Origin of the sequence: Pseudomonas sp. GM24, assembly GCF_000282235.1 — a bacterium.
Lineage (GTDB): Bacteria > Pseudomonadota > Gammaproteobacteria > Pseudomonadales > Pseudomonadaceae > Aquipseudomonas.
The window spans coordinates 40,256-60,209 of record NZ_AKJR01000025.1 but is presented as its reverse complement, the minus strand read 5'-3'; the positions used below and the strand labels follow the sequence as shown (position 1 = coordinate 60,209).

Annotated in this window: 18 protein-coding genes; 15 read left to right on the top strand and 3 right to left on the bottom strand. The window is 58.5% G+C overall.

Annotation, left to right across the window (positions count from 1 at the left end; translation table 11 throughout):
* Nucleotides 1-27: 27 nt before the first annotated feature.
* Genes PMI23_RS04450 through PMI23_RS04405 form a run of 10 tightly spaced genes read left to right on the top strand, consistent with a single transcriptional unit; the run spans nucleotide 28 to nucleotide 13,041 of the window.
* Nucleotides 28-1,725, top strand: a complete 1,698-nt coding sequence (locus tag PMI23_RS04450; protein ID WP_007910246.1) for a DUF1302 domain-containing protein — start codon at nucleotides 28-30, stop codon at nucleotides 1,723-1,725.
* Between the two features lie 12 nt (nucleotides 1,726-1,737).
* The gene (locus tag PMI23_RS04445; protein WP_007910247.1) at nucleotides 1,738-3,126 is read left to right on the top strand and encodes a DUF1329 domain-containing protein; all 1,389 of its coding nucleotides are present in this window, start codon (nucleotides 1,738-1,740) and stop codon (nucleotides 3,124-3,126) included.
* A 60-nt stretch (nucleotides 3,127-3,186) separates the two neighbouring features.
* Nucleotides 3,187-4,290 (top strand): WD40/YVTN/BNR-like repeat-containing protein, encoded by a 1,104-nt coding sequence (locus PMI23_RS04440; protein WP_007910248.1) that lies wholly within the window; start codon nucleotides 3,187-3,189, stop codon nucleotides 4,288-4,290.
* A 4-nt stretch (nucleotides 4,291-4,294) separates the two neighbouring features.
* On the top strand, nucleotides 4,295-6,769 hold the full coding sequence (locus PMI23_RS04435) for an efflux RND transporter permease subunit (RefSeq protein ID WP_007910249.1): 2,475 nt from the start codon (nucleotides 4,295-4,297) through the stop codon (nucleotides 6,767-6,769).
* Nucleotides 6,759-8,006 (top strand): MFS transporter, encoded by a 1,248-nt coding sequence (locus PMI23_RS04430; protein WP_007910250.1) that lies wholly within the window; start codon nucleotides 6,759-6,761, stop codon nucleotides 8,004-8,006. The genes PMI23_RS04435 and PMI23_RS04430 overlap by 11 nt, the downstream gene beginning before the upstream one ends.
* Before the next feature lie 13 nt (nucleotides 8,007-8,019).
* Complete coding sequence (locus tag PMI23_RS04425; RefSeq protein ID WP_007910252.1) at nucleotides 8,020-8,601, top strand: cupin domain-containing protein; 582 nt, start codon at nucleotides 8,020-8,022, stop codon at nucleotides 8,599-8,601.
* Nucleotides 8,598-9,581: a fumarylacetoacetate hydrolase family protein gene (locus tag PMI23_RS04420; protein WP_007910255.1), complete on the top strand. Its 984-nt coding sequence runs from the start codon at nucleotides 8,598-8,600 to the stop codon at nucleotides 9,579-9,581. The genes PMI23_RS04425 and PMI23_RS04420 overlap by 4 nt, the downstream gene beginning before the upstream one ends.
* A gap of 9 nt (nucleotides 9,582-9,590) precedes the next feature.
* Entirely contained in the window at nucleotides 9,591-10,592 is a 1,002-nt protein-coding gene (locus tag PMI23_RS04415) for an NAD-dependent epimerase/dehydratase family protein (RefSeq protein WP_007910256.1), read from the top strand.
* Nucleotides 10,570-11,364 (top strand): cyclase family protein, encoded by a 795-nt coding sequence (locus PMI23_RS04410; protein WP_007910258.1) that lies wholly within the window; start codon nucleotides 10,570-10,572, stop codon nucleotides 11,362-11,364. The genes PMI23_RS04415 and PMI23_RS04410 overlap by 23 nt, the downstream gene beginning before the upstream one ends.
* Nucleotides 11,365-11,409: 45 nt before the next feature.
* Nucleotides 11,410-13,041: an arylsulfatase gene (locus PMI23_RS04405; protein WP_007910259.1), complete on the top strand. Its 1,632-nt coding sequence runs from the start codon at nucleotides 11,410-11,412 to the stop codon at nucleotides 13,039-13,041.
* Between the two features lie 59 nt (nucleotides 13,042-13,100).
* On the opposite strand, the gene PMI23_RS04400 is transcribed toward PMI23_RS04405, so the two are convergent.
* Both PMI23_RS04400 and PMI23_RS04395 read right to left on the bottom strand, forming a co-directional pair.
* A complete protein-coding gene (locus PMI23_RS04400) occupies nucleotides 13,101-14,174 on the bottom strand; it encodes an aromatic ring-hydroxylating dioxygenase subunit alpha (RefSeq protein ID WP_007910260.1) in 1,074 nt (357 codons plus the stop codon).
* A gap of 36 nt (nucleotides 14,175-14,210) precedes the next feature.
* A complete protein-coding gene (locus PMI23_RS04395; RefSeq protein WP_007910261.1) occupies nucleotides 14,211-15,164 on the bottom strand; it encodes a PDR/VanB family oxidoreductase in 954 nt (317 codons plus the stop codon).
* A gap of 292 nt (nucleotides 15,165-15,456) precedes the next feature.
* Here PMI23_RS04395 and PMI23_RS04390 point away from each other — a divergent pair, with 292 nt between their 5' ends.
* The 4 genes from PMI23_RS04390 to PMI23_RS04380 all read left to right on the top strand — a co-directional run bounded on the left by PMI23_RS04390 (nucleotide 15,457) and on the right by PMI23_RS04380 (nucleotide 18,663).
* On the top strand, nucleotides 15,457-15,927 hold the full coding sequence (locus tag PMI23_RS04390) for a MarR family winged helix-turn-helix transcriptional regulator (protein WP_007910265.1): 471 nt from the start codon (nucleotides 15,457-15,459) through the stop codon (nucleotides 15,925-15,927).
* Between the two features lie 119 nt (nucleotides 15,928-16,046).
* Complete coding sequence (locus PMI23_RS04385) at nucleotides 16,047-16,562, top strand: cupin domain-containing protein (protein ID WP_007910266.1); 516 nt, start codon at nucleotides 16,047-16,049, stop codon at nucleotides 16,560-16,562.
* 356 nt (nucleotides 16,563-16,918) lie between these two features.
* Nucleotides 16,919-17,836, top strand: a complete 918-nt coding sequence (locus PMI23_RS29175) for a hypothetical protein (protein WP_007910267.1) — start codon at nucleotides 16,919-16,921, stop codon at nucleotides 17,834-17,836.
* Between the two features lie 353 nt (nucleotides 17,837-18,189).
* Nucleotides 18,190-18,663: an MbcA/ParS/Xre antitoxin family protein gene (locus PMI23_RS04380; RefSeq protein ID WP_007910268.1), complete on the top strand. Its 474-nt coding sequence runs from the start codon at nucleotides 18,190-18,192 to the stop codon at nucleotides 18,661-18,663.
* A gap of 208 nt (nucleotides 18,664-18,871) precedes the next feature.
* On the opposite strand, the gene PMI23_RS04375 is transcribed toward PMI23_RS04380, so the two are convergent.
* A complete protein-coding gene (locus PMI23_RS04375) occupies nucleotides 18,872-19,189 on the bottom strand; it encodes a helix-turn-helix domain-containing protein (protein WP_042704896.1) in 318 nt (105 codons plus the stop codon).
* A gap of 84 nt (nucleotides 19,190-19,273) precedes the next feature.
* Here PMI23_RS04375 and PMI23_RS04370 point away from each other — a divergent pair, with 84 nt between their 5' ends.
* Nucleotides 19,274-19,747, top strand: a complete 474-nt coding sequence (locus PMI23_RS04370; protein ID WP_007910274.1) for a hypothetical protein — start codon at nucleotides 19,274-19,276, stop codon at nucleotides 19,745-19,747.
* Nucleotides 19,748-19,954: the final 207 nt, after the last annotated feature.

Genomic DNA, 19,954 nt, shown 5'->3' with positions numbered 1-19,954 from the left:
CCACTATAAAAACAAGAGGTTAACGCGATGGTTAGTTCTACGACTGCGGCGCTCGCGCGTCGCCCGGTCTGCTCGTCTGCACCCTTTGGTTTGAGCGTTGCTGCGCTGCTGGTGCTGTGCAGCCAGGCCGCTCACGCTTTCGACATCGATACCGGCAACCCGGATTTCAAGCTACGCTGGGACAACACGATCAAGTACAGCGCTGCCTGGCGCACGCAGAATCCGAGCAGCAAATTGACCGAGGGTCAGGTAGCGCTCAATCAGGACGACGGCGATCGTGCGTTCAAAAAAGGCCTGATCTCCAATCGCACCGACATCCTCTCGGAGCTGGATCTGTCGTTTCAGGATTTCGGCGCACGTTTGAGCGGTGCAGCGTGGTACGACAGCGAGTACCAGGGCAACAACGACAATAACGATCCGTCCCGTGCCAACGCACGGTCGGTCGGCTACGACGAGTTCACCGATGACACTCGTCATTTGCACGGTGGTGACGGCGAAATCCTCGACGCGTTCGTCTACTGGAACGGTGAACTGGCCGACCGCGCAACGTCAGTGCGCGCCGGCCGTCATGGCCTGATCTGGGGCGAAAGCCTGTTCTTCGGCGCCAACGGCATTGCCGGTGGCATGGCCCCGGTTGACGTGGTCAAGGCGCAGTCGGTGCCGAACACGCAGTTCAAGGAAATCACCCGTCCGGTCAATCAACTGTCGGGCACGTTTCAACTGACTGACGACGTATCGCTCGGGGCCTACTACCAACTCGAATGGGAAGAAACCCGACTGCCCGCCGCCGGCAGTTATTTCTCCACCAGCGACACCATTGGCGAAGGCAATGAGCGCTTGATCGTCGGTGCGCCGTTTCCGGCATTCCTCGGCGGCAACCCGGCCAGTCCCGCCGCGTTTTTTCACGGTAATGACAAGGAAGCGCGCAGTTCGGGGCAGGGCGGTCTGCAACTGAAATACAGCGCTGAGACCGTCGAGTACGGCCTCTACGCCATCCAGTACCACGACAAGACGCCGAAGCTGTATCTGAAACCGTCGACGGCGGCGCCGAACTTCAGCACCGGCCAGATCGGCGAGTACTACTGGGTTTACCCCGAAGATATTCGCGCGCTGGGCGCGAGCTTTTCCACCACCGTGGACGAGTACAGCTTCGCCGGTGAAGCGTCGATGCGCTGGAACATGCCGCTGGTTTCGAACGGTCAGACCGTGCTGCCCGGCGTCATTGCCGACAACGATGATGACGCGCTCTACGCCGTGGGTCGCACCACTCACGTCAACTTGAACGTGTTGGCATCGTTTGGCCCCAACTTCATCGCCCGCGAGTCCGGACTGGTTGGCGAAGTGGCGTGGAACCGCCTGCTCAGCGTCACCAAAAATCGCGCCGCGCTGGACCCGAACGCCACCGATGATGGCCTCGGTTTCAAAGTCGTCTACACGCCGACGTACCGCCAGTTCTTCTCCGGCATCGATATCAGCATTCCGGTTGGCGTCAGTTATTTCCCGCTGGGCAAATCAGCGGTGGTCAGCTCGTTCGGCCCGGACAACGGTGGCGACATCAACATCGGCATCACCGCCACTTACCTCGATCGCGTCACGGCCGGCCTGACCTACACGCATTACTACGGCGCCGAGGACACCAATCTCAACGGCCTCAGCCAGTTCAATTACAAGCAATCGCTGAAGGATCGGGATTACCTCGCCTTCTCCGTCAAGACCACGTTTTAAGAGGACTTGCGCATGACTTCTCACCACCACAATCGCTTCCCACGGCTGAAGGCCCTGTGCTTTGCCTTGCTCGGAACGCTGACCGTCCTGAGTCAGGTTGCAACTGCGGCCACCGCAGAAGAGGCGGCCAAACTGTCGAGCAGTCTCACGCCAATGGGTGCCGAGCGCGCAGGCAATGCCGACGGCAGCATTCCAGCCTGGCAGGGCGGTTACACCAAGGTCGACCCGGCGTACAAACCGGGCGGCAAACGCAGCGATCCGTTTGCGGCCGACAAGCCGCTGTTCAGCATCACCTCGAAAAACCTGGCGCAATACGCTGGCAAGCTCAGCGATGGCACCAAGGAAATGTTCAAGCGTTTTCCCGACACCTATCGCATCGATGTCTATCCGACCCGTCGCTCGGCCGCCGCACCGCAATGGGTGTACGACAACACTCTGAAAAACGCGACCCGCGCCAAACTGGTCGACAGCAGCGCTGGACCGGTGCCCGAAGGGGCGTTTGGCGGTATTCCATTCCCGATTCCGCATAACGGCGCCGAAGTCATGTGGAACCACATCCTGAACTGGCGCGGCACGTCACTGGCCATGCACTTTCGCCATTACCTGATGACCGCAGACGGCAAACAGGTGATGACCACCGACGGCCAGGCGATCCAGGACATGCCGTATTACTACCAGGACGGCACGCCGGAAAGCTTCGCCGGTGATTACTGGCTGTTCCGCCTGCTGAACGTCGGCCCGCCGTTGCGTGCCGGTGAGCAAATCATGGGGCGCACCAATATCAACGGCGACAAGTCCCAGGCCCACGTCTATCTGACCGGCCAGCGCCGCGTGCGCAAGTTGCCGAATGCCTGCTGCGACACACCGACGCCGGCAACCGCCGGGGTGATGTCGTTCGATGAGTTGAGCGTGTTCCAGGGGCGCATCGATCGCTTCGACTGGAAGCTGGTCGGCAAGCAGGAAATGTATATCCCCTACAACACCAACAAGGTCCTGACCGCCGGCAAACCGGAAGACCTGTTTCTGGCTCACCACATGAATCCTGATTACGTGCGCTGGGAACTGCACCGCGTATGGGTGGTGGACGCCGAACTCGCGCCGGGCAAGCGTCACCAACTGCCGAAGGGCCGCTACTACCTCGACGAAGACACTTGGCAAGCGATGCTCGGCGATCGCTGGGACGCCAACGGCCAACTCGCCAAAACCTTGTGGTCGCTCCCGGCAGTGCTGCCGGATCTGCCAGCGCAGGCGCAGCTGTCTTCGGGTTTCTACGACCTGACCTCCGGCGCCTGGTTTATCCAGAACGTCTACACCGGCCTGCCTGAGCAGTACGGCGTGGTCGATCGCTACAAGGCGTCGGAATTCTCGCCGGCGGCGATGGCGGGTGCCGGGGTTCGTTGAATCGGGCCGGATCGCCACACGGTGCGGCGATCCGGTTTCACAGGTGGTTTCGAGGTCGGTATGAACAGAATCTGTCAGGTGCTCGGGCGGTTGTTAGCGCTGCTGGCGCTGCCTTGCGTATTACCCGTGAGCCAGGCTCAGGCTGCTGTTGTCGGTGATGTATTGCACACCCCGGCAATGCGTGCGCCGCAGGCCCGGCAAGCGGTTTTGCTTGATCTGGCGCGGGCAGGTGCGCGGTTAGTGGCGGTCGGCGAACGCGGCATCGTCTTGCTCTCCGATGACAACGGTATCAATTGGCGGCAGGCGCAGGTGCCGGTCTCCGTCAGCCTTACGGCGGTGCAATTTGTCGATGCCAATACGGGCTGGGCGGTCGGTCACGCCGGTGCGGTGCTGGTCTCCCACGACGGCGGTGAAAACTGGGCGTTGCAACTGGACGGCAATCGCGCGGCGCAACTGGAATTGCACGGCGCACGCGAGCAACTGCCCACAGCGACTGACCCCGACGCAGCGGCGGCGCGCGTGCAAACTGCCGAACGGATGGTCAGCGAAGGCGCGGACAAACCGTTTCTGAACCTCAAGTTCACCGATGCGCGTCACGGCCTGATCGTCGGCGCCTATGGCCTCGCGTTTACCACCGAGGACGGCGGCGTAAGCTGGCAGTCGCTGATGGGCCAAATCGACAATCCGATGGGCGCGCATCTGTATGCCATCGCGCAACACGGCGCGCGTTGGTTCATCGCCGGCGAGCAAGGCTATGTGGCGCGTTCCGAGGACGGTGGACAATCTTTCGTCGCGCTCGACAGCCCGTACAGCGGCAGCTTTTTCGCCCTGCAAGTACGCGATGACGGCGCGCTGCTGGCGGCAGGCCTGAAAGGCAACGCGTTCATTTCCACCGACGACGGCAACAGCTTCGTGCCCGCGCCCGTACCGATGCCGGTGTCCTTCAGTGAAGCGATCCGCAGCGCTGACGGCCAGCTGTTGTTGGTCAATCAGGCGGGCGCAATGTTTCGCACCACGGGCGACGCACCCACCCTGCAGCCTTTCGGCAAACCGCTGGGCAAACCGATTTCCAGTGTCGTGCAGGCCGCCGATGGCAGCCTGGTGCTGGCCGGTTTCACCGGGGTGACGCGCCTGGCATCGCCCACTGCTACAGCTTCGGAGTGAGGTTATGAAACCATTCGACAACGCCACGGCCAGCCTGGCGAGTTTCGACCCGCGCTCCGGCTCGGTCGTGGAACGCACTTTGTTCAATCACCGGTTGTGGGTGTTGCTGGTGTGCCTGGTGACCACGCTTTTCCTGGGCTATCAGGCCACGCGTGTCGAGCTGAACGCCAGTTTCGAAAAGATGATTCCCACGCAACAACCTTACATCGCCAATTATCTGCAGCATCAAAAGCAGCTCAGTGGTCTCGGCAACTCCTTGCGCATCGTCGTCGCCAATCGCCAGGGCGATATCTACGACGCTGAGTATCTGAAAACCTTACAGGCCTTGAGCGACAAGCTTTACCTGCTGCCCGGCGTCGATCGCGCCTACATGAAGTCGCTGTGGACGCCCGCAACGCGTTGGGTCGCAGTGACGGAAGACGGACTGGATGGCGGCCCGGTGATCCCGGACGATTACGCTGGCACCCCGGCCAGTCTCGAGGCCTTGCGCCGCAACGTGCAGCGCTCCAACGAGCTCGGCCAACTGGTAGCGTTCGATCAAACCTCGAGCATCATTTACGTGCCGTTACTGGCGACGACCGCTGACGGCCAAGCGCTGAATTACTCGGTGCTGTCGGAGCAACTGGAAGCGTTGCGCAGCCAGTACCAGAACGACAGGATCGACATTCACATCACCGGTTTCGCGAAAAAGGTCGGCGACCTGATTGCCGGGCTCAAGCAGATCCTGCTGTTCTTCGCCGTCGCGATCCTGATCACCACCGCTGTGCTGTTCTGGTACACACGCTGCCTGCGCAGCACGGTGCTGGTGGTGTTCTGCTCATTGGTAGCGGTGGTCTGGCAACTGGGTCTGTTGCCGTTGCTCGACTATCAACTGGATCCGTATTCGGTGCTGGTACCGTTTCTGGTGTTCGCCATCGGCATGAGCCACGGCGCGCAGAAAATGAACGGCATCATGCAGGACATCGGTCGCGGCATGCACCGGGTGGTGGCCGCGCGCTTCACCTTTCGACGGCTGTTTCTGGCCGGGCTGACGGCATTGCTCTGCGACGCAGTGGGTTTTGCCGTGCTGATGCTGATCAAGATCCAGGTGATTCAGGATCTGGCGGTGATCGCCAGCATCGGTGTGGCGGTGCTGATTTTCACCAACCTGATTCTGCTGCCGGTGTTGCTGTCCTATGTCGGCGTAACGCCGCGCGCGGCGCAATTGAGCCTGAAGAGCGAGCAGAACGACCAGGCCGGTGCGCGGCGTCATGGCTTCTGGCGTTTTCTCGATCTGTTTACCCGACGTCGCTGGGCCAGCCTGTGCATTGCCATCAGCCTGGCGTTGGCGGCATTGGGCTTTGTGGTCAGCCTGCAATTGAAGATCGGTGATCTGGATGCCGGCGCACCGGAGCTGCGCGCCGACTCACGCTACAACCAGGACGATGCTTTTCTGACCCGGCACTACGGCGCCAGCAGTGATTTGTTCGCGGTGATGGTCAAGACCCCGGCCGGGCAATGTGCGCGTTACGACATCCTCGCCAAAGTCGATGCGCTGGACTGGCAACTGCGTGCATTGCCGGGGGTGGATTCGACCAACTCGCTGGCCTTGCTCAACCGGCGCATGCTGGTCGGCCTCAGCGAAGGCAGCGCCAAGTGGTACGAGCTGCAGAACAATCAGGCGATGCTCAACATGATCACCGCCAGTGCGCCACGCGGCTTGTACAACGAGGATTGCAGCCTGCTCACGCTGTACGCCTACCTCACCGACCACAAGGCTGAAACGCTGACGCGGCTGGTCGAGCACGTCGAGCAATTCGCCGCGGCCAATAACAACGATGATGTGCAGTTTCTGCTGGCAGCGGGCAATGCCGGCATCGAAGCGGCGACCAATATCGTGGTCAAACAGGCCAATCGCGAGATGCTGTTCTGGGTCTACGGGGCAGTGATCGTGCTGTGCCTGATCACCTTCCGTTCGTGGCGCGCCACGCTGTGCGCGGTGATTCCACTGATGGTCACCTCGATCCTCTGCGAAGCATTGATGGTCTGGCTGAACATCGGCGTGAAGGTCGCGACGTTGCCGGTGATCGCGTTGGGTGTCGGCATCGGCGTCGACTATGCGTTGTACGTGATGAGCATCCTGCTCGGTCATCTGCGTCAGGGCGCGAGCCTGTCAGAAGCCTATTACCGCGCCCTGGTGTCCACCGGCAAAGTGGTGATGCTCACCGGCATCACGCTCGCCATTGGTGTGGCCACGTGGATCTTCTCGCCGATCAAATTCCAGGCTGACATGGGCGTGCTGCTGGCGTTCATGTTCGTCTGGAACATGGTCGGCGCGCTGCTGCTGTTGCCAGCGCTGGCGTACTTTCTGCTGCCTGCGCGGCGCACGAACACCGACGCAGAAACGCCGGCGGAGGCCATCAATCTGGCCGTGCCGTCGCGATCCGTCGCGCTAGATGTTCATCAATCGCGTCATCGGGAGACCTGTCATGGCCGTTGAGTCTTCATTGGAAAACAGCGGCCGCCGCGCCGGTTTGACGCAATCGTTGCTGTTGCTGATCGGCAGCTGTCTGCCAGTGCTTGGCGCGGTATTGCTCGCACCGGTATTGCCGCGCATGCAGGCACATTTTGCCGAGGTCGCGGGCAGCACCGTGCTGGTGCCGATCGTGCTGACCTTGCCGGCATTGATGATTGCAGTACTGGCGCCGTTTGCCGGGGTCATCGCCGATCGGCTCGGGCGCAAACCGCTGTTGTTGGCGAGCATGGCCCTGTACACGCTCTGCGGTGTGCTTCCACTTTGGCTGGATTCGCTGCCGGCCATTGTCGCCAGCCGCGCCGGCATCGGTCTGGCAGAGGCGGGGATCATGACCTGCTGCACCACGCTGATGGGCGACTACTACAGCGGCGCACGCCGTGAACGCCTGTTTGCACTGCAAATGGTCGCGACGTCGCTGTCCGCTGCGGTGTTTATCGCGCTGGGTGGTTTTCTCGGACAGGACGACTGGCGCACGCCGTTTGCGTTGTACGCAGTCGGGCTGATTTTCCTGCCGCTGATGGCGTGGAAACTCTGGGAACCGCAACCCCGCGTGCAACCGGCAGCAACGCTGCCGACGCCAGTCCCGCGCCTGTTTCCGTGGCGCGCATTGACGCCCCTGTATGCGTTGTCGCTGCTCGCGGGGCTGAGCCTGTTCATCGTGCCGGTGCAGGCCGGTTACTTGCTCAACTTGTTGCACGTGGATGCGCCGCAGCAGATCGGCATGACCATGGGCGCCAATCAACTCGGTGTGCTTGTCGGGGCCTTGAGTTTTCGTTTGTTGAGCAGTCTGCGCAGCCAGCATGTGTTGCTGATTGCCTATGGCCTGGCCGGCATTGGCGGCTTGTTGATGGCTGCTGCCGGCAGCCACGCACAGGTGGTGGTCGCGGTCTTGGTGAACGGGCTGGGCATCGGCCTGATGTTGCCGACGTTGATCACCTGGATCATGGCGCAAGTCGGCTTTGCTCAGCGTGGGCGAGCGGCGGGGTGTTTCACCGCCGCAATTTTTGCCGGCGAGTTCATCAGCCCGCTGGTGGTACTCGCCATCACTTCCGGGGCTTCCACGGCGTTGCCTCAAGCACTCGCCATGATCGGTTGGCTGCAATTGGTCGTGGCGCTGTTTTGTCTGTCCGTGCCGAGGCTCGGTGGACTGTTGACCCGCACGAATGTCGGCGGGCACGACTCCATCAGTAATGGCCATTGAACGAGGAGTTTCCATGCAAGCGCTTCCCCCCTTCAAACGCGTGGTCACCGGGCATGACGCCCACGGCCGTGCGGTCGTCGCCAGTCTCGGAGCAACCGCTAACGTCTTCGCACTGCAAGCGGTGCCAGGCACGGTGTTTCATGAGATATGGAACAGCAGCGGCAGTCCGGCACTGCTCGACAATGCCGATGACCCAACCAGCAAGCCCTTACAACTGAGCCCCGGCCCGCAGGGCAGTGTGATTCGCGTCGTCGACATTCCGCCAGACAGCGTGCAGAACCAGGTCAGCGATGCCGCTGCTGCGGCCGCATTTGCCGAAATTGGCCAGGCGCATGCCAGCACCGGTCAGGCGAACTCGCGGCACAAACTGATGCACCGCACCGAAACTCTCGATTACGGCATCGTCACCGAAGGCGAAGTCTGGCTGGTGCTCGACGATACGGAAGTCCACCTCAAGCGCGGCGATGTGGTGGTTCAGCGTGGCACCAATCACGCGTGGAGCAACCGCACCGAGGCCATGGCGCGCATGGTGTTTATCCTGCTGGACGGGCGCTTTGCCGCTGAACTGCAAGACTGCCCGGGAGAAAAAGCATGAAGCTCGCAACCCTGAAAAACGGTACCCGTGACGGCCAATTGGTGGTGGTTTCCCGTGACCTTTCCCGGGCTATTGACGCACGTTCGGTAGCGCCGACCTTGCAGCAAGCCATCGAAAACTGGGCTGAAGCCGAGCCGCGTTTGCAAGCCCTGGCGCGTGAGCTTGAAAACCACGATTGCCGCGAGGCCTTTGCCTTCGACCCCGCGCAGGCGATGGCACCGTTGCCGCGCGCTTATCAATGGTGCGATGGCTCGGCGTTTCTCAGTCACGGTGCACTGATGCAGAAAGCGTTCAATCTTGAGCCGATCGAAGGCGCTGACCGCACGCCGTTGATGTACCAGGGCGCCGGTGATGACTTCATCGGCGCACACGATGACATCGAACTGCCGAGCGAAAGCCAGGGCATCGATTTCGAAGGCGAATTTGTCGTGCTGGTCGATGATGTGCCGATGGGTTGTTCGGCCGAAAGCGCGTTACAGCACGTCAAACTGATCCTGCAGATCAACGATGTCAGCCTGCGTGCGCTGGCACCGCGGGAAATGCGCACCGGGTTCGGTTTCCTGCAAGCCAAACCGTCCTCCAGTTTTGCCCCGTTGGCGATTACCCCGGATGAACTCGGCGAAGCCTGGCGTGATGGGCGCGTCAATCTGCCCCTGCAAGTGCAATGGAACGGCGAGTGGTTTGGCCAGCCGCACGGCGCGCAGATGAACTTTCACTTTGGCCAACTGATCGCCCACGCGGCCTTAACCCGTCGCTTGCGCGCCGGCACCCTGATCGGTTCCGGCACGGTGTCGAATGTCGAGCGCGACGTCGGCTCGGCGTGCATCGCCGAACGTCGGGCCATTGAGATGATCGAGCAGGGCGCGCCGGTGACAGGCTTTATGCGTTTCGGTGATCGCGTGCGCATGGACGTCACCGGCAGCGATGGCCAGTCACTGTTTGGTGCGATCGATCAACGCGTCGTTAAGGCCCACGGCTAAGGAACGCCCATGCGTGTACTGATTACCGGAGCCAATGGCTTTGTCGGTCGCGAACTGCTGCGTTGTCTGCTCGCACGCGGCAGTTTGCGCGGGCAAGTCATTCGTTCGTTACTGGTGCTGGACACCGACGTCCGAGGCCTGCCTGACGACCCTCGCCTGCGTCGGCACAGCGGCAGCGTGACGGATGCAGCGTTGATGCGCCGGGTCCTGGCCGATGGCATCGATGTGGTGTTTCACTTGGTCAGCGTCCCCGGTGGGGCGGCGGAGGCGCATTACGAACTGGGTTATCAGGTCAACCTGCTGGCCAGCCTCGAACTGCTCGATCAACTGCGTAACAAGGCGCGCCCTCCGGTGTTGGTGTATGCCAGCAGCGTCGCGGTGTACGGCGCCGATCTGCCGGCGAAGATGAACGAGCAGGCTGAACTGCACCCGCAACTGTCGTACGGCACACACAAGTTGATGGTCGAGCGCGCGCTGATCGATCTGGGCCGGCGCGGTGAAGTCGACAGCCGCGCGGTGCGCCTGCCGGGCATTGTCGCGCGCCCGCGTGAACCCAACGGTTTGCGCTCGGCCTTCATGAGCGACTTGATGCGTGCCTTTGCTGAGGGCGCTGAGTATTGCTGCCCGGTGTCGCCGCAAGCGACGGCGTGGTGGATGTCGGTGCGCTGTTGCGTGAACAACCTGATCCACGCCGCTGAACTGGATGACGCCGCCGCGCAACAGCGGGTCTGGCAACTGCCTGTGCTGCATTTGTCCATCGCCCAGGTCATTGATGCACTGGTGGCAACTTACGGCGAGCAACGCCGTGCGCTGATCAGTTTCGCCGCTGACCTTGAGCTCGAAACCCTGTTCGGACGCATGCCGCCCTTGAAAACCCCGCAGGCCCGCGCTGCCGGTTTCTGCCATGACGGCAACGTCGCCACGCTTATTCGCAACGCCCTCAATCCAGCCCCTTATCGGCCTCTGCCGTTGAACGGAGATACGCCTCATGTCACAGCCCATCCAGCGTAAACGTCGTCTGGTCGACCTTTCGGTGACCCTCGATAACAACCCTTACACAGACCCGCCACCGCTGTTGCCGAAAATCGATTACATGGATCACCAGCAAGGCTGGCCGGAGATGGCGGCGATGTTCCCGGGGTTGCAGCTTGAACAGATGCCCGGCAATGAATCATGGGCCGCCGAGCGCTTGCAGATCACCACCCACAGCGGCACCCACATGGATGCGCCGTGGCATTACGCCTCGACCACCGATGGCGGCGAGCCGGCGTTTGGCATTGATGAGTTGCCGCTGGACTGGTGCTTGCAGCCGGGGGTCAAACTGGATTTTCGCCATTTGCCCGACGGTCACGTGGTCACGGCAGAAGAGGTCGAAGCGGAGTTGGCGCGTATCGAGCACACGCTGCAACCACTGGATATCGTGCTGATCAACACACGCGCCGGTGCACTGTTCGGTCAGCCCGGGTATCTCGACGCCGGCATTGGCATGGGACGCGAAGCGACGATGTATCTGCTGGAACGCGGCGTGCGCGTGGTCGGCACTGACGCCTGGAGCTGGGACGCGCCGTTCAAATACACCCGTGAGCGTTTTGCTGCCAGCGGCGATGCCTCGATCATCTGGGAAGGGCACAAGGCCGGGCGCGATATCGGCTACGGGCAAATGGAAAAACTGGCCAACCTCGAATCCCTGCCTGCGAGCGGCTTCACGGTGTCGTGCTTTCCCTGCAAGATCCGGCATGCGTCTGCAGGTTTTGTGCGCGCGGTGGCTATTTTCGAAGAGTGATCGGGCTGTTCGAGGCATTCCTTTAACGACAATAAGAGAAAACCGATGGCTCTATCGCGATTACCGCTGACAGCACTTTTTTGCGCCCTGACTATGGGCAGCGGCATGGCCATGGCGGCCAGCCAACCGAATATTCTACTGATCGTGGCGGACGATCTCGGGTACTCGGATCTGGGCAGCTATGGCGGCGAGATTCACACCCCCAGGCTGGATGAACTGGCGCAACAGGGCGTGCAATTCACCAGTATGTACGCGGCGCCTACCTGTTCCATCACCCGCTCGATGTTGCTGTCCGGCACTGACAATCACCTTGTCGGGCTGGGCACCATGGCCGAAGCACTGCAACCGTTTCAACAGGGTAAACCGGGGTATGAAGGGTTCCTGAACGGGCGCGCCTACTCGGTTGCCGAACTGCTCCAAGCGGGCGGCTACAACACGCTGATGGTCGGCAAATGGCATCTGGGTCTGGCAGCCGATCAAGGCCCGGATCGGCGCGGTTTCGAGCAGTCGTTCGCGCTGCTGGAAGGCGGGGCGACGCACTTCAAACCCGCCAGTGTTGCACCGACGCCATTGGAGCAAGTGCATTACCGTGAAAACGGCCAGTCGGTAGAGGTTCCCGAGACGTTCTACTCCACAGACTTTTACACCGACAAGCTGATTGGCTATCTACAAAACACCCAACGTGAAGGCAAACCGTTTTTTGCCTATGCCGCCTACACGTCACCGCACTGGCCGTTGCAAGCGCCCAAGGAATATCTGGACAAATACCGCGGCCGCTTCGATCAGGGCTACGACACCGTGCGCTCGTCGCGCATTGATCGGCTGAAAAAGCTCGGCCTGCTGGACAAGGACTTTCAGCCGGCGCAACCGTTGCCCGTGAACCCGAGACTGCCCGGTTGGCAGCAGCTCACGGCTGAGCAGCAGAAAGTCGAAGCGCGGAAAATGGAAATCTACGCGGCAATGGTCGACAACCTCGATCACAACATTGGCCGGGTTATCGACTACCTGCGCCAAAGCGGCCAGTACGACAACACGGTGATCGTGTTCATGTCCGACAACGGCGCGGCGGCCGAAAATCATGCGCAGTTCTATCCACCCGGCGCGAACACCGATAACAGCCTGGCCAACCTGGGCCAGCGAGGCTCGCAGATCGACTATGGTTTGCGCTGGGCGGAAGTCAGTGCCGCGCCTTTTCACTTGTTCAAGGGCACCACGGCCGAAGGCGGAATCAGTGTGCCGGCGATCATTCAACTGCCCAAGACACTGCGTCGTCAGGGTGTGGAAAGGGGCGTGGCGCGGGTGGATGATCTGGCGCCGACATTCCTTGATTTGGCGGGCATCGCCTTGCCGAGCGAAGCGGACAAACACCCGATTACTGGCCGATCCATCCTGCCCATGCTAGAAGGCAAGGGCAGCCCTCACGACGCTGAAAGTCTGGCCGGAGAGTTGTTCGGCAATGCTTATTATCGCGAGGGCAACCTCAAATTGTTGGGCATGCGCCCGCAAGCAGGGTTCGGCGATAACACGCAGCCGCCGCAATGGCAGTTGTTTGATGTTGCCCAGGATCGTGGTGAAACCCGTGACCTGGCGGCGGCTCAACCGCAGACGGTCGAACGGCTCAAAGCCGCATGGCTCAAGTATGCCGAGCGGGTCGGCGTAGCTTTTCCGCCGCGTTAGTACGGCAGAGGCTTTGAACACAGTGGACGGCATTTGCCGCCGCCACTGTGTTGCGGCCATCAACTTGTCGGATTGCGCAGTCGCTCGATGATTCTACGAGCACGATTGGCCCCGACGTCGACGTGAATATCAATCATCGGACGTGTACCGAACCGGCACATGTTCTGGTACTGCGCTTCGATCACCACTTTGTCTTCGTCGAACGTCAATCGCGTCTGATGCAGAACTTTGGCTGTGACGGCCTCGGGATCATGTTCAGGGTTGGTGGCCATGGTCCAGAAATAGTGGCTTGAGGTGTCTGTTTCCGGCGTTACGCCGTGAAAACCGCGCATATGAAAACCGCCTCGATCCGGGTTGTTCAGATCGTCCGTGCCCGCGTCTATCGCGCCGGTCCAGATGCGCAGGTGATTGAAGTGGAATTCGATTTCCTGCCAGCGGTCGATGTTGCCTTTGAACGGGTAGGCCGCGGTGTAGGTCGGCGGCGGAGCGGAGTCGGGCATGTGACGAACCACGCGAACCATTGAGTCGTCGCCGTCCACACTCATCTGCGCGTTCATGTGAATACTGGCGTTGCCACCAATGGTATGCAGATGGACGTAGCCCAAGTGGCTGAGATCCATAAGGTTGTCGTGGATGAGTTGATAGGGCGCGTCGTAGTGATAGACATCACCGTCGAACAGATACTTACCGCTGCTGTGCACGTCATAGACCGGTGGCGCGAATGTCGGCTGCGGATGCTCAGCGCTGCCGAACCAGATCCAGATGATCTGATCCTGCTCACGAACAGGGTAGGCAGGGACTTTGGCTTTGCTCGGGATCTTGTCCTGGCCCGGAATTTCGATGCATTTACCGCCGTCGTCAAACAACAAGCCGTGATAGCCGCAGCGCAAGCCACGTGCTTCCACCGTGCCGTTGGACAGCGGCAGCGCTCGGTGGCAGCAGCGGTCTTCCAGCGCGGCGACCTGGTTATCTGCCGTGCGAAAAAGCACCACCGGTTTGTTCAGCAACGTACGGCCAAGGGGCTGGTCTTTCAGCTCGCGGCTCAAGGCTGCGACGTACCATTGATCGAGCGGGAAACTTGGCGCAGTGGCCGGGGCAATTTCATGGGCGAGGGGTTGGGCAGCGGTAGTCATGATGTTCTCCGGCGAGCGGTCGAGGCTCGGTTCAGGTCAAAGATCCAATACCAGGCGGGGCGATTTGGCGCGTGAGCAGCACGGGGTGAAACGGTCGTTGGCAGCGTGTTCTGCAGACGTCATGAACTGATCACGATGATCGCCAATGCCTTCGAGCAAGCCCGTGACACAGGTGCCGCAAACGCCTTGCTCGCACGATGACTCGATGGCAATCCCGGCCTCATCGAGCACTTCGAAAACGGTGCGATCGGCGGGGATGTAAAAAATCTGCCCTGTGCTCGCAAGCTGAACTTCGAAAGGCGAATCAGCGCTTGCATCGACAGGTGCGGCGGCGAAAAACTCTCTGTGCACACGATCTTCGGGCCAGCCAGCGGCCTGCGCGGTGTCGAGGATGAAATTCATGAAACCGGCGGGGCCGCACACGTAAAGGTGAGTCGTGGTATCTGGCGCGGCGAGGAGGGCGGTTGCATCGAGTTTCTGTTCGGGCGATCCGCTGTCGTCATGCAAATGCACGTGGCTGGCGAACGGCGCTTGCCGCAGGTATTGGATAAACGCGGCAAGTGCGCTGGATCGAAAGCTGTAATGCAGCTCGAAATCCGCGCCTTGATGATGAAGTTCATGAGCCATTGCCAACATCGGCGTAATGCCGATACCGCCGCCAAACAGCAGGTGACGCTTCGCTGCATCGGCGAGTGGGAATAGGTTGCGGGGTTCGCTGATGCTGAGAATCTGTCCCTGGCTGATCGTGTTGTGCATAGCAGTGGAACCGCCGCGGGAGGCGGGATCCTTCAGCACACTGATGACGTAACGGTGACGTTCTTTGGAGTCATTGCACAGCGAGTATTGCCGAGTGAGGCCGCCGGCAATGTGGATGTCGATGTGAGCGCCGGCGTTGAATGGTGGTAACGGGCGACCGTCCGCTGCGCACAGCTCGAAACTGCAAATACCCTCGGCCTCGACGACCTTGCGGGTGACGTTGACTTGAAGCATGACTTCTCCCTCCACATTGAAGTGGCTGCTGAAAAACGAACGGCAAAAAAAGGGGCGAGCGGGTGACGAATCAGCCGGGCGCGAAGAAGCAGGAGGAGTGGCTAATCATGGGCGCCAGGGAAGGGCACGGTTGGCGAGGGTTCATAAGCAAGACCTGTTAATTATTTTTTTGAGGTTGTGCTAGGGCGTATCATGCGGCGCATCGTCCGCAATGCCAGGCTGAGTGAATCCTCAGATAATTTAGTTGCGGTGTCAACCAAATTGCAAGATCTTCGATCTACGGTGTTTCTTGATGCCTACCGATACACAACTGAACCTGTCGCGTTATGTACCTGGCCTGGTGACGTTCCTGGCGAACAAACTCGCCACCGGGGCTTCCCAGTGCTATCGCAAACACTTCGGGATTGGCGTGGTTGAATGGCGGATGCTTTCAATGCTCGCCGTTGAATCCGACATCACCGCCAATCGAATCTGCCAGGCGATCGGTCTCGACAAAAGCGCTGTCAGTCGTTCGTTGCAAACGCTGGAAGCAGCGGGGCGTATCACCAGTCAGCTGGATCCCAAGGATGCACGGCGTTACACCGTGCGATTGACGGCCAGCGGCAAAGAACTGCATGACCGTGTACTCAAAGTTGCATTGGAGCGAGAGTCGCGCCTGCTCAGCGGACTGACCCCAGCTGAGGTCGACACGTTGATTGACTTGCTTGGGCGCCTGCATCTGCAAGTGCCCAATGTGAACAGTTACGACCCGAGTGAGGAGTGAGTCAGCACGCGACCGAGATATAGCTGGTAAATTCGTCGTTCGTCTTTGATATGCGCCTAACTACACTAAATGGTCGTTTAGTTGAGCTATCAAAAAAGATCAAATCAACGGAGCAGGCGATGATTCAACGTAAAGCAAGCGCACAAGACGTGATCAATGCGTTGAATCTCGAACCTCATCTCGAAGGCGGCTATTTTCGCAGAACCTATCAGGCGGACCATCGTGACTGGCTTGAAACCGCTGCAGGACCGCGTTACCTGATGACGTCGATCTACTATCTGCTGACCGAGCAATCACCGGTGGGCCAGTTTCATTTCAACCAGTCCGACATCCTGCATTATTTCCATTTGGGCGACGCGATCGAATACAGCCTGATCCATGCGGACGGTTCATTGCTGACAGTCGTCATGGGCAACGATGTTCTGGCAGGACAGCATCTGCAATTGCACGTACCCGGTGGCATCTGGAAAGCATCACGATTGCTGGATGGCGCAAACGGATTTGGATTGATCAGTGAAGCGGTCTCGCCAGGGTTTGATTTTGCCGACATGGAGATGGGGAATCGCCAGAAGCTCACGACAGCGTTTCCACAGCATCGAGCGTTGATTGAAAAGCTGACGCGGGATGAGGATTGAGCGACGCAGATTCAAAGGATTATCAGATTGAAGGGAAAGACGTTTTGAGGCTTTCAGGAGAATGAAATCTCGTGGGCAACGAGGCCAATCTCGAAATATTTTGTTACGTGTAATGTATATTATGTTAAATCATATCAATTGACCCATACAACGACAGTAAGTCCCGCCTTGCGACTCTGCAATTTCAAAACTATTCGCGATTGCAGCTGCCTTGAAACCCAAAAAATCGCACAGTTTCGAACTTTGCGGTTGAGATTCGATAATTCCAAAACTTTTGTGATGTGCATTGCGCTAGATACACAATAGGTCCGAGCGCCTAGAATCAGTGATACTCGTACAGCTCTTGGGAAGCGATCATGAGGCAGACGCTCACGCATTACTGTGAACACTGGCATGGAGAATTGCCAGCGTCGACGTTGACATTGAAGAGATACATCTTGTCGATGGCTGGTCAGGTAGACGTCAAATTGATTCAGTCTCGCGTGTACGCGATTGGCAAATGGCATCGCGACAATTTATTTCCCGATCCAAGCGCTGATATTTTCCTGCGCGAGATGCTACGTGGTGTGGTTAAGGCTCATCGCTATGATGATATACCCACCCAAGAGACCCGAGCGCTGACTTTCGAAGAGCTAAGCAAAATTTGTCATGATCTCGAAAGTCGTCGTAACAATGCTCTCGATGCACACAGCTATGATTTTCTCAGCGCCCATCGTGATGTCGCGATCTACCTTCTGGGTTACTGGGGAGGCTTAATAGGTCGCGATCTTGAGACACTGACCTTGGATAACATCAGTTTTCCTGATGAGGGAGGACTTGATATAGTTCTAGCAATAACTGACGTTAAAGGTGAACAGAGAAAGGATTACTTGATTCATCACCTGCAAGCATTGAGAAAGCTTTGTCCTGTTGAAGCATTGAAAAATTGGTTACATGTTTCACAAATATCACGAGGGCCGGTATTTCGCTCTATCAATAGATGGGGGGGGATTAGCGAGAACAGGCTATCCCAATCAGGTATTAATTTTACATTGCAACGCGCTGATTCAAGCGCCGGGGCTCGCGCACCGCTTTCATCGAGGTCTTTACCGCGGGGATTTGCAGATTGGGCTAACGAAAATGGGTGGACCGACCTGGACATCCGGGATTATCTGGGTGTTACCTCCGACAGGAGTATCTATAGCCTTCATCCGTTGCGTAGTAAGGCTTTTGCATTCCGGACGGTACTGTTGTGTGATGCGCGTCCACAACTAGATCCCTCCTCGGACATATGATGGCTGCTATCGATAATCCGACGGATTGTTCGTACTTGATGCTCAACAAGACCGTGTCGTCACGCGCCTCTACCCTTGCTCGCTATTTTTTGAATCGCGGCTATATCGATACCCTGCGCGGAGGGACGGACGCTGCTCCGCCCTCTCCTTCCCGATACTGCTCACAAACATAGCCACGTCAGGATTTCAGCGATATCTGACTCTCAGCGAGGCCAAAAGGCTGCCGCTGAGCGCACCAGCGCTCGTTCTAGTCGCCCTACACCCTTCAAATTACACATTCAGGGATGGCGACCATGCCATTTGGATAAAATCGAGCTAGGCTAGGCTGATCCGTCACCGCCAAAGTGAGTTACATGGCTTATCGTATTGCCCATACAGCTGTCTCGACGCCTCTGGTTCGTAAACCTACGGAATATCTTACTCATGTAGGAATCCAGGAGCTTAACGAACTCAATATTTTCTTGCTCGCGAAGGAAGGCTTTGCAGTGAAAGACGCCGAAGCAATGGTCTCGCTTTCCGAGCTTTATTTGTCATTGAGGGTAATTGAACGGATCGTTGGCAAGCCAGGCCGACGGAAGAAAGGCAAAGGCGGCGAATTTGACACCGATCGACTTAGTGTGCTCCAGAGCGCGATAGCATTTCAATACGCCAAGGTTCTCGAAGACGCAATGAGTGTTTTTGGCACTCTGAGACTTGCCGAGGAATGGCTTGCCAAACCCTGCAGGCATTTGGCCGGCAATATTCCTCTTGATCTGGTAAGTAACCCGCTTGGGTTTCAAGTCGTCGAAAATTACCTAGAACGGCTCGAGCTGGGGGTCTATCAATAACCTACCGTTTGGTCTAGATGCCTGAACAGGTTACGAAGAGGGGCAAGCTATCGACCCTCCCTTCCGCTTCTCTTATTGGCTAGCCAAGCGATTGGCTGCCATGAAGTCGCGAGCGTTAGCAGCTAGAAACCCTACTCACCTGAAGGCACATTGCGCTGTGTGCCACGGATGCCCTTGCCCTAACGTAGTGCTACTACTAGATACGCTCTCACGTACACGTAGGTGGCGAAAGCCGCTGCCTCTCAGCGGCGGCTACTGAGTCCAGCTCGACCTTAATTCTCTGAAACAGAAGCTCCACGTCCTGGAGGCTTTCTTTACCGGCGTATGTAGCGAAAAGAATGGTGAGAGGATGCACATCTAAAGCTCCCGCTAGCTGGTCCACTTTCTCTAACGTTGGGCTTTTGAGGCCTCGCTCCAGTGTGCTGAGGTATGTACGACTGCTTACATTAGCAAAATCCTCTTGGGTAAGGCTTCTACTGCTTCGGACCTTTTTCAGCGCAAGGCCAAACGCGATGTTGAGTTCCAATTTGCTGATTCCGCAAAAGGAACGATGAAGCGCTATCGAATCTTATAGGACTACAATCTATAGTATTCATTTTCGAGGTTTGCCATGTTTACCACCTATCCGCGGGCAGAAATCACCTTCGATCCGCCCCATTCTCTCGACTCGCATGAGGGACAGAGGGTTTGGAGCTTCGTTGAGCAGGAGCTGCTGCTACCTTGGCTTTACCTCCAAGTGGTGCGCAGGTCAGGACAGGAGAATTACGCCAGTATGCTCATGATGTACCACGCGCACGAGCTCAGGCAGTTTATCGACGCGCAGTCGAACCGGGTGTGGGTCGAGCAGGTTCAATTGGTCACACCTCCCCACATGAACGGTCAATCTATTTGGCTAATGGAGCCTCTGACGATGGCTGGGATAGTTATGGATCCCCGGGACGGGTCGCACTTTATCGTTTACCAAGTCGCCGGCGGCGTTACCTACTCATTAAGGGACGATGCCGATGCAGGTTTGACGCCGTTCAGAATCTTATTTTCAGATGAGCGTGATCTTCGAAGCCCGAAGGTTCCTGGACGCGAGTAACGTCTTCCCGATCAGACAAGACTGATATGGGAGCATGCAATAATCGTTTAAACAGGCCAACAACAGCGGTGACGGCATGAAAGGGCGGCGAAAGGCCAAAACGGCCAAATGGGCTTTAAAAGCAAAATTAATTCGGGAGTCCAATGCAATTTTGACGTCCGAAGTACACTCAAAACACAAGGGACGATTTCTCTTAAAAGCTGAAGC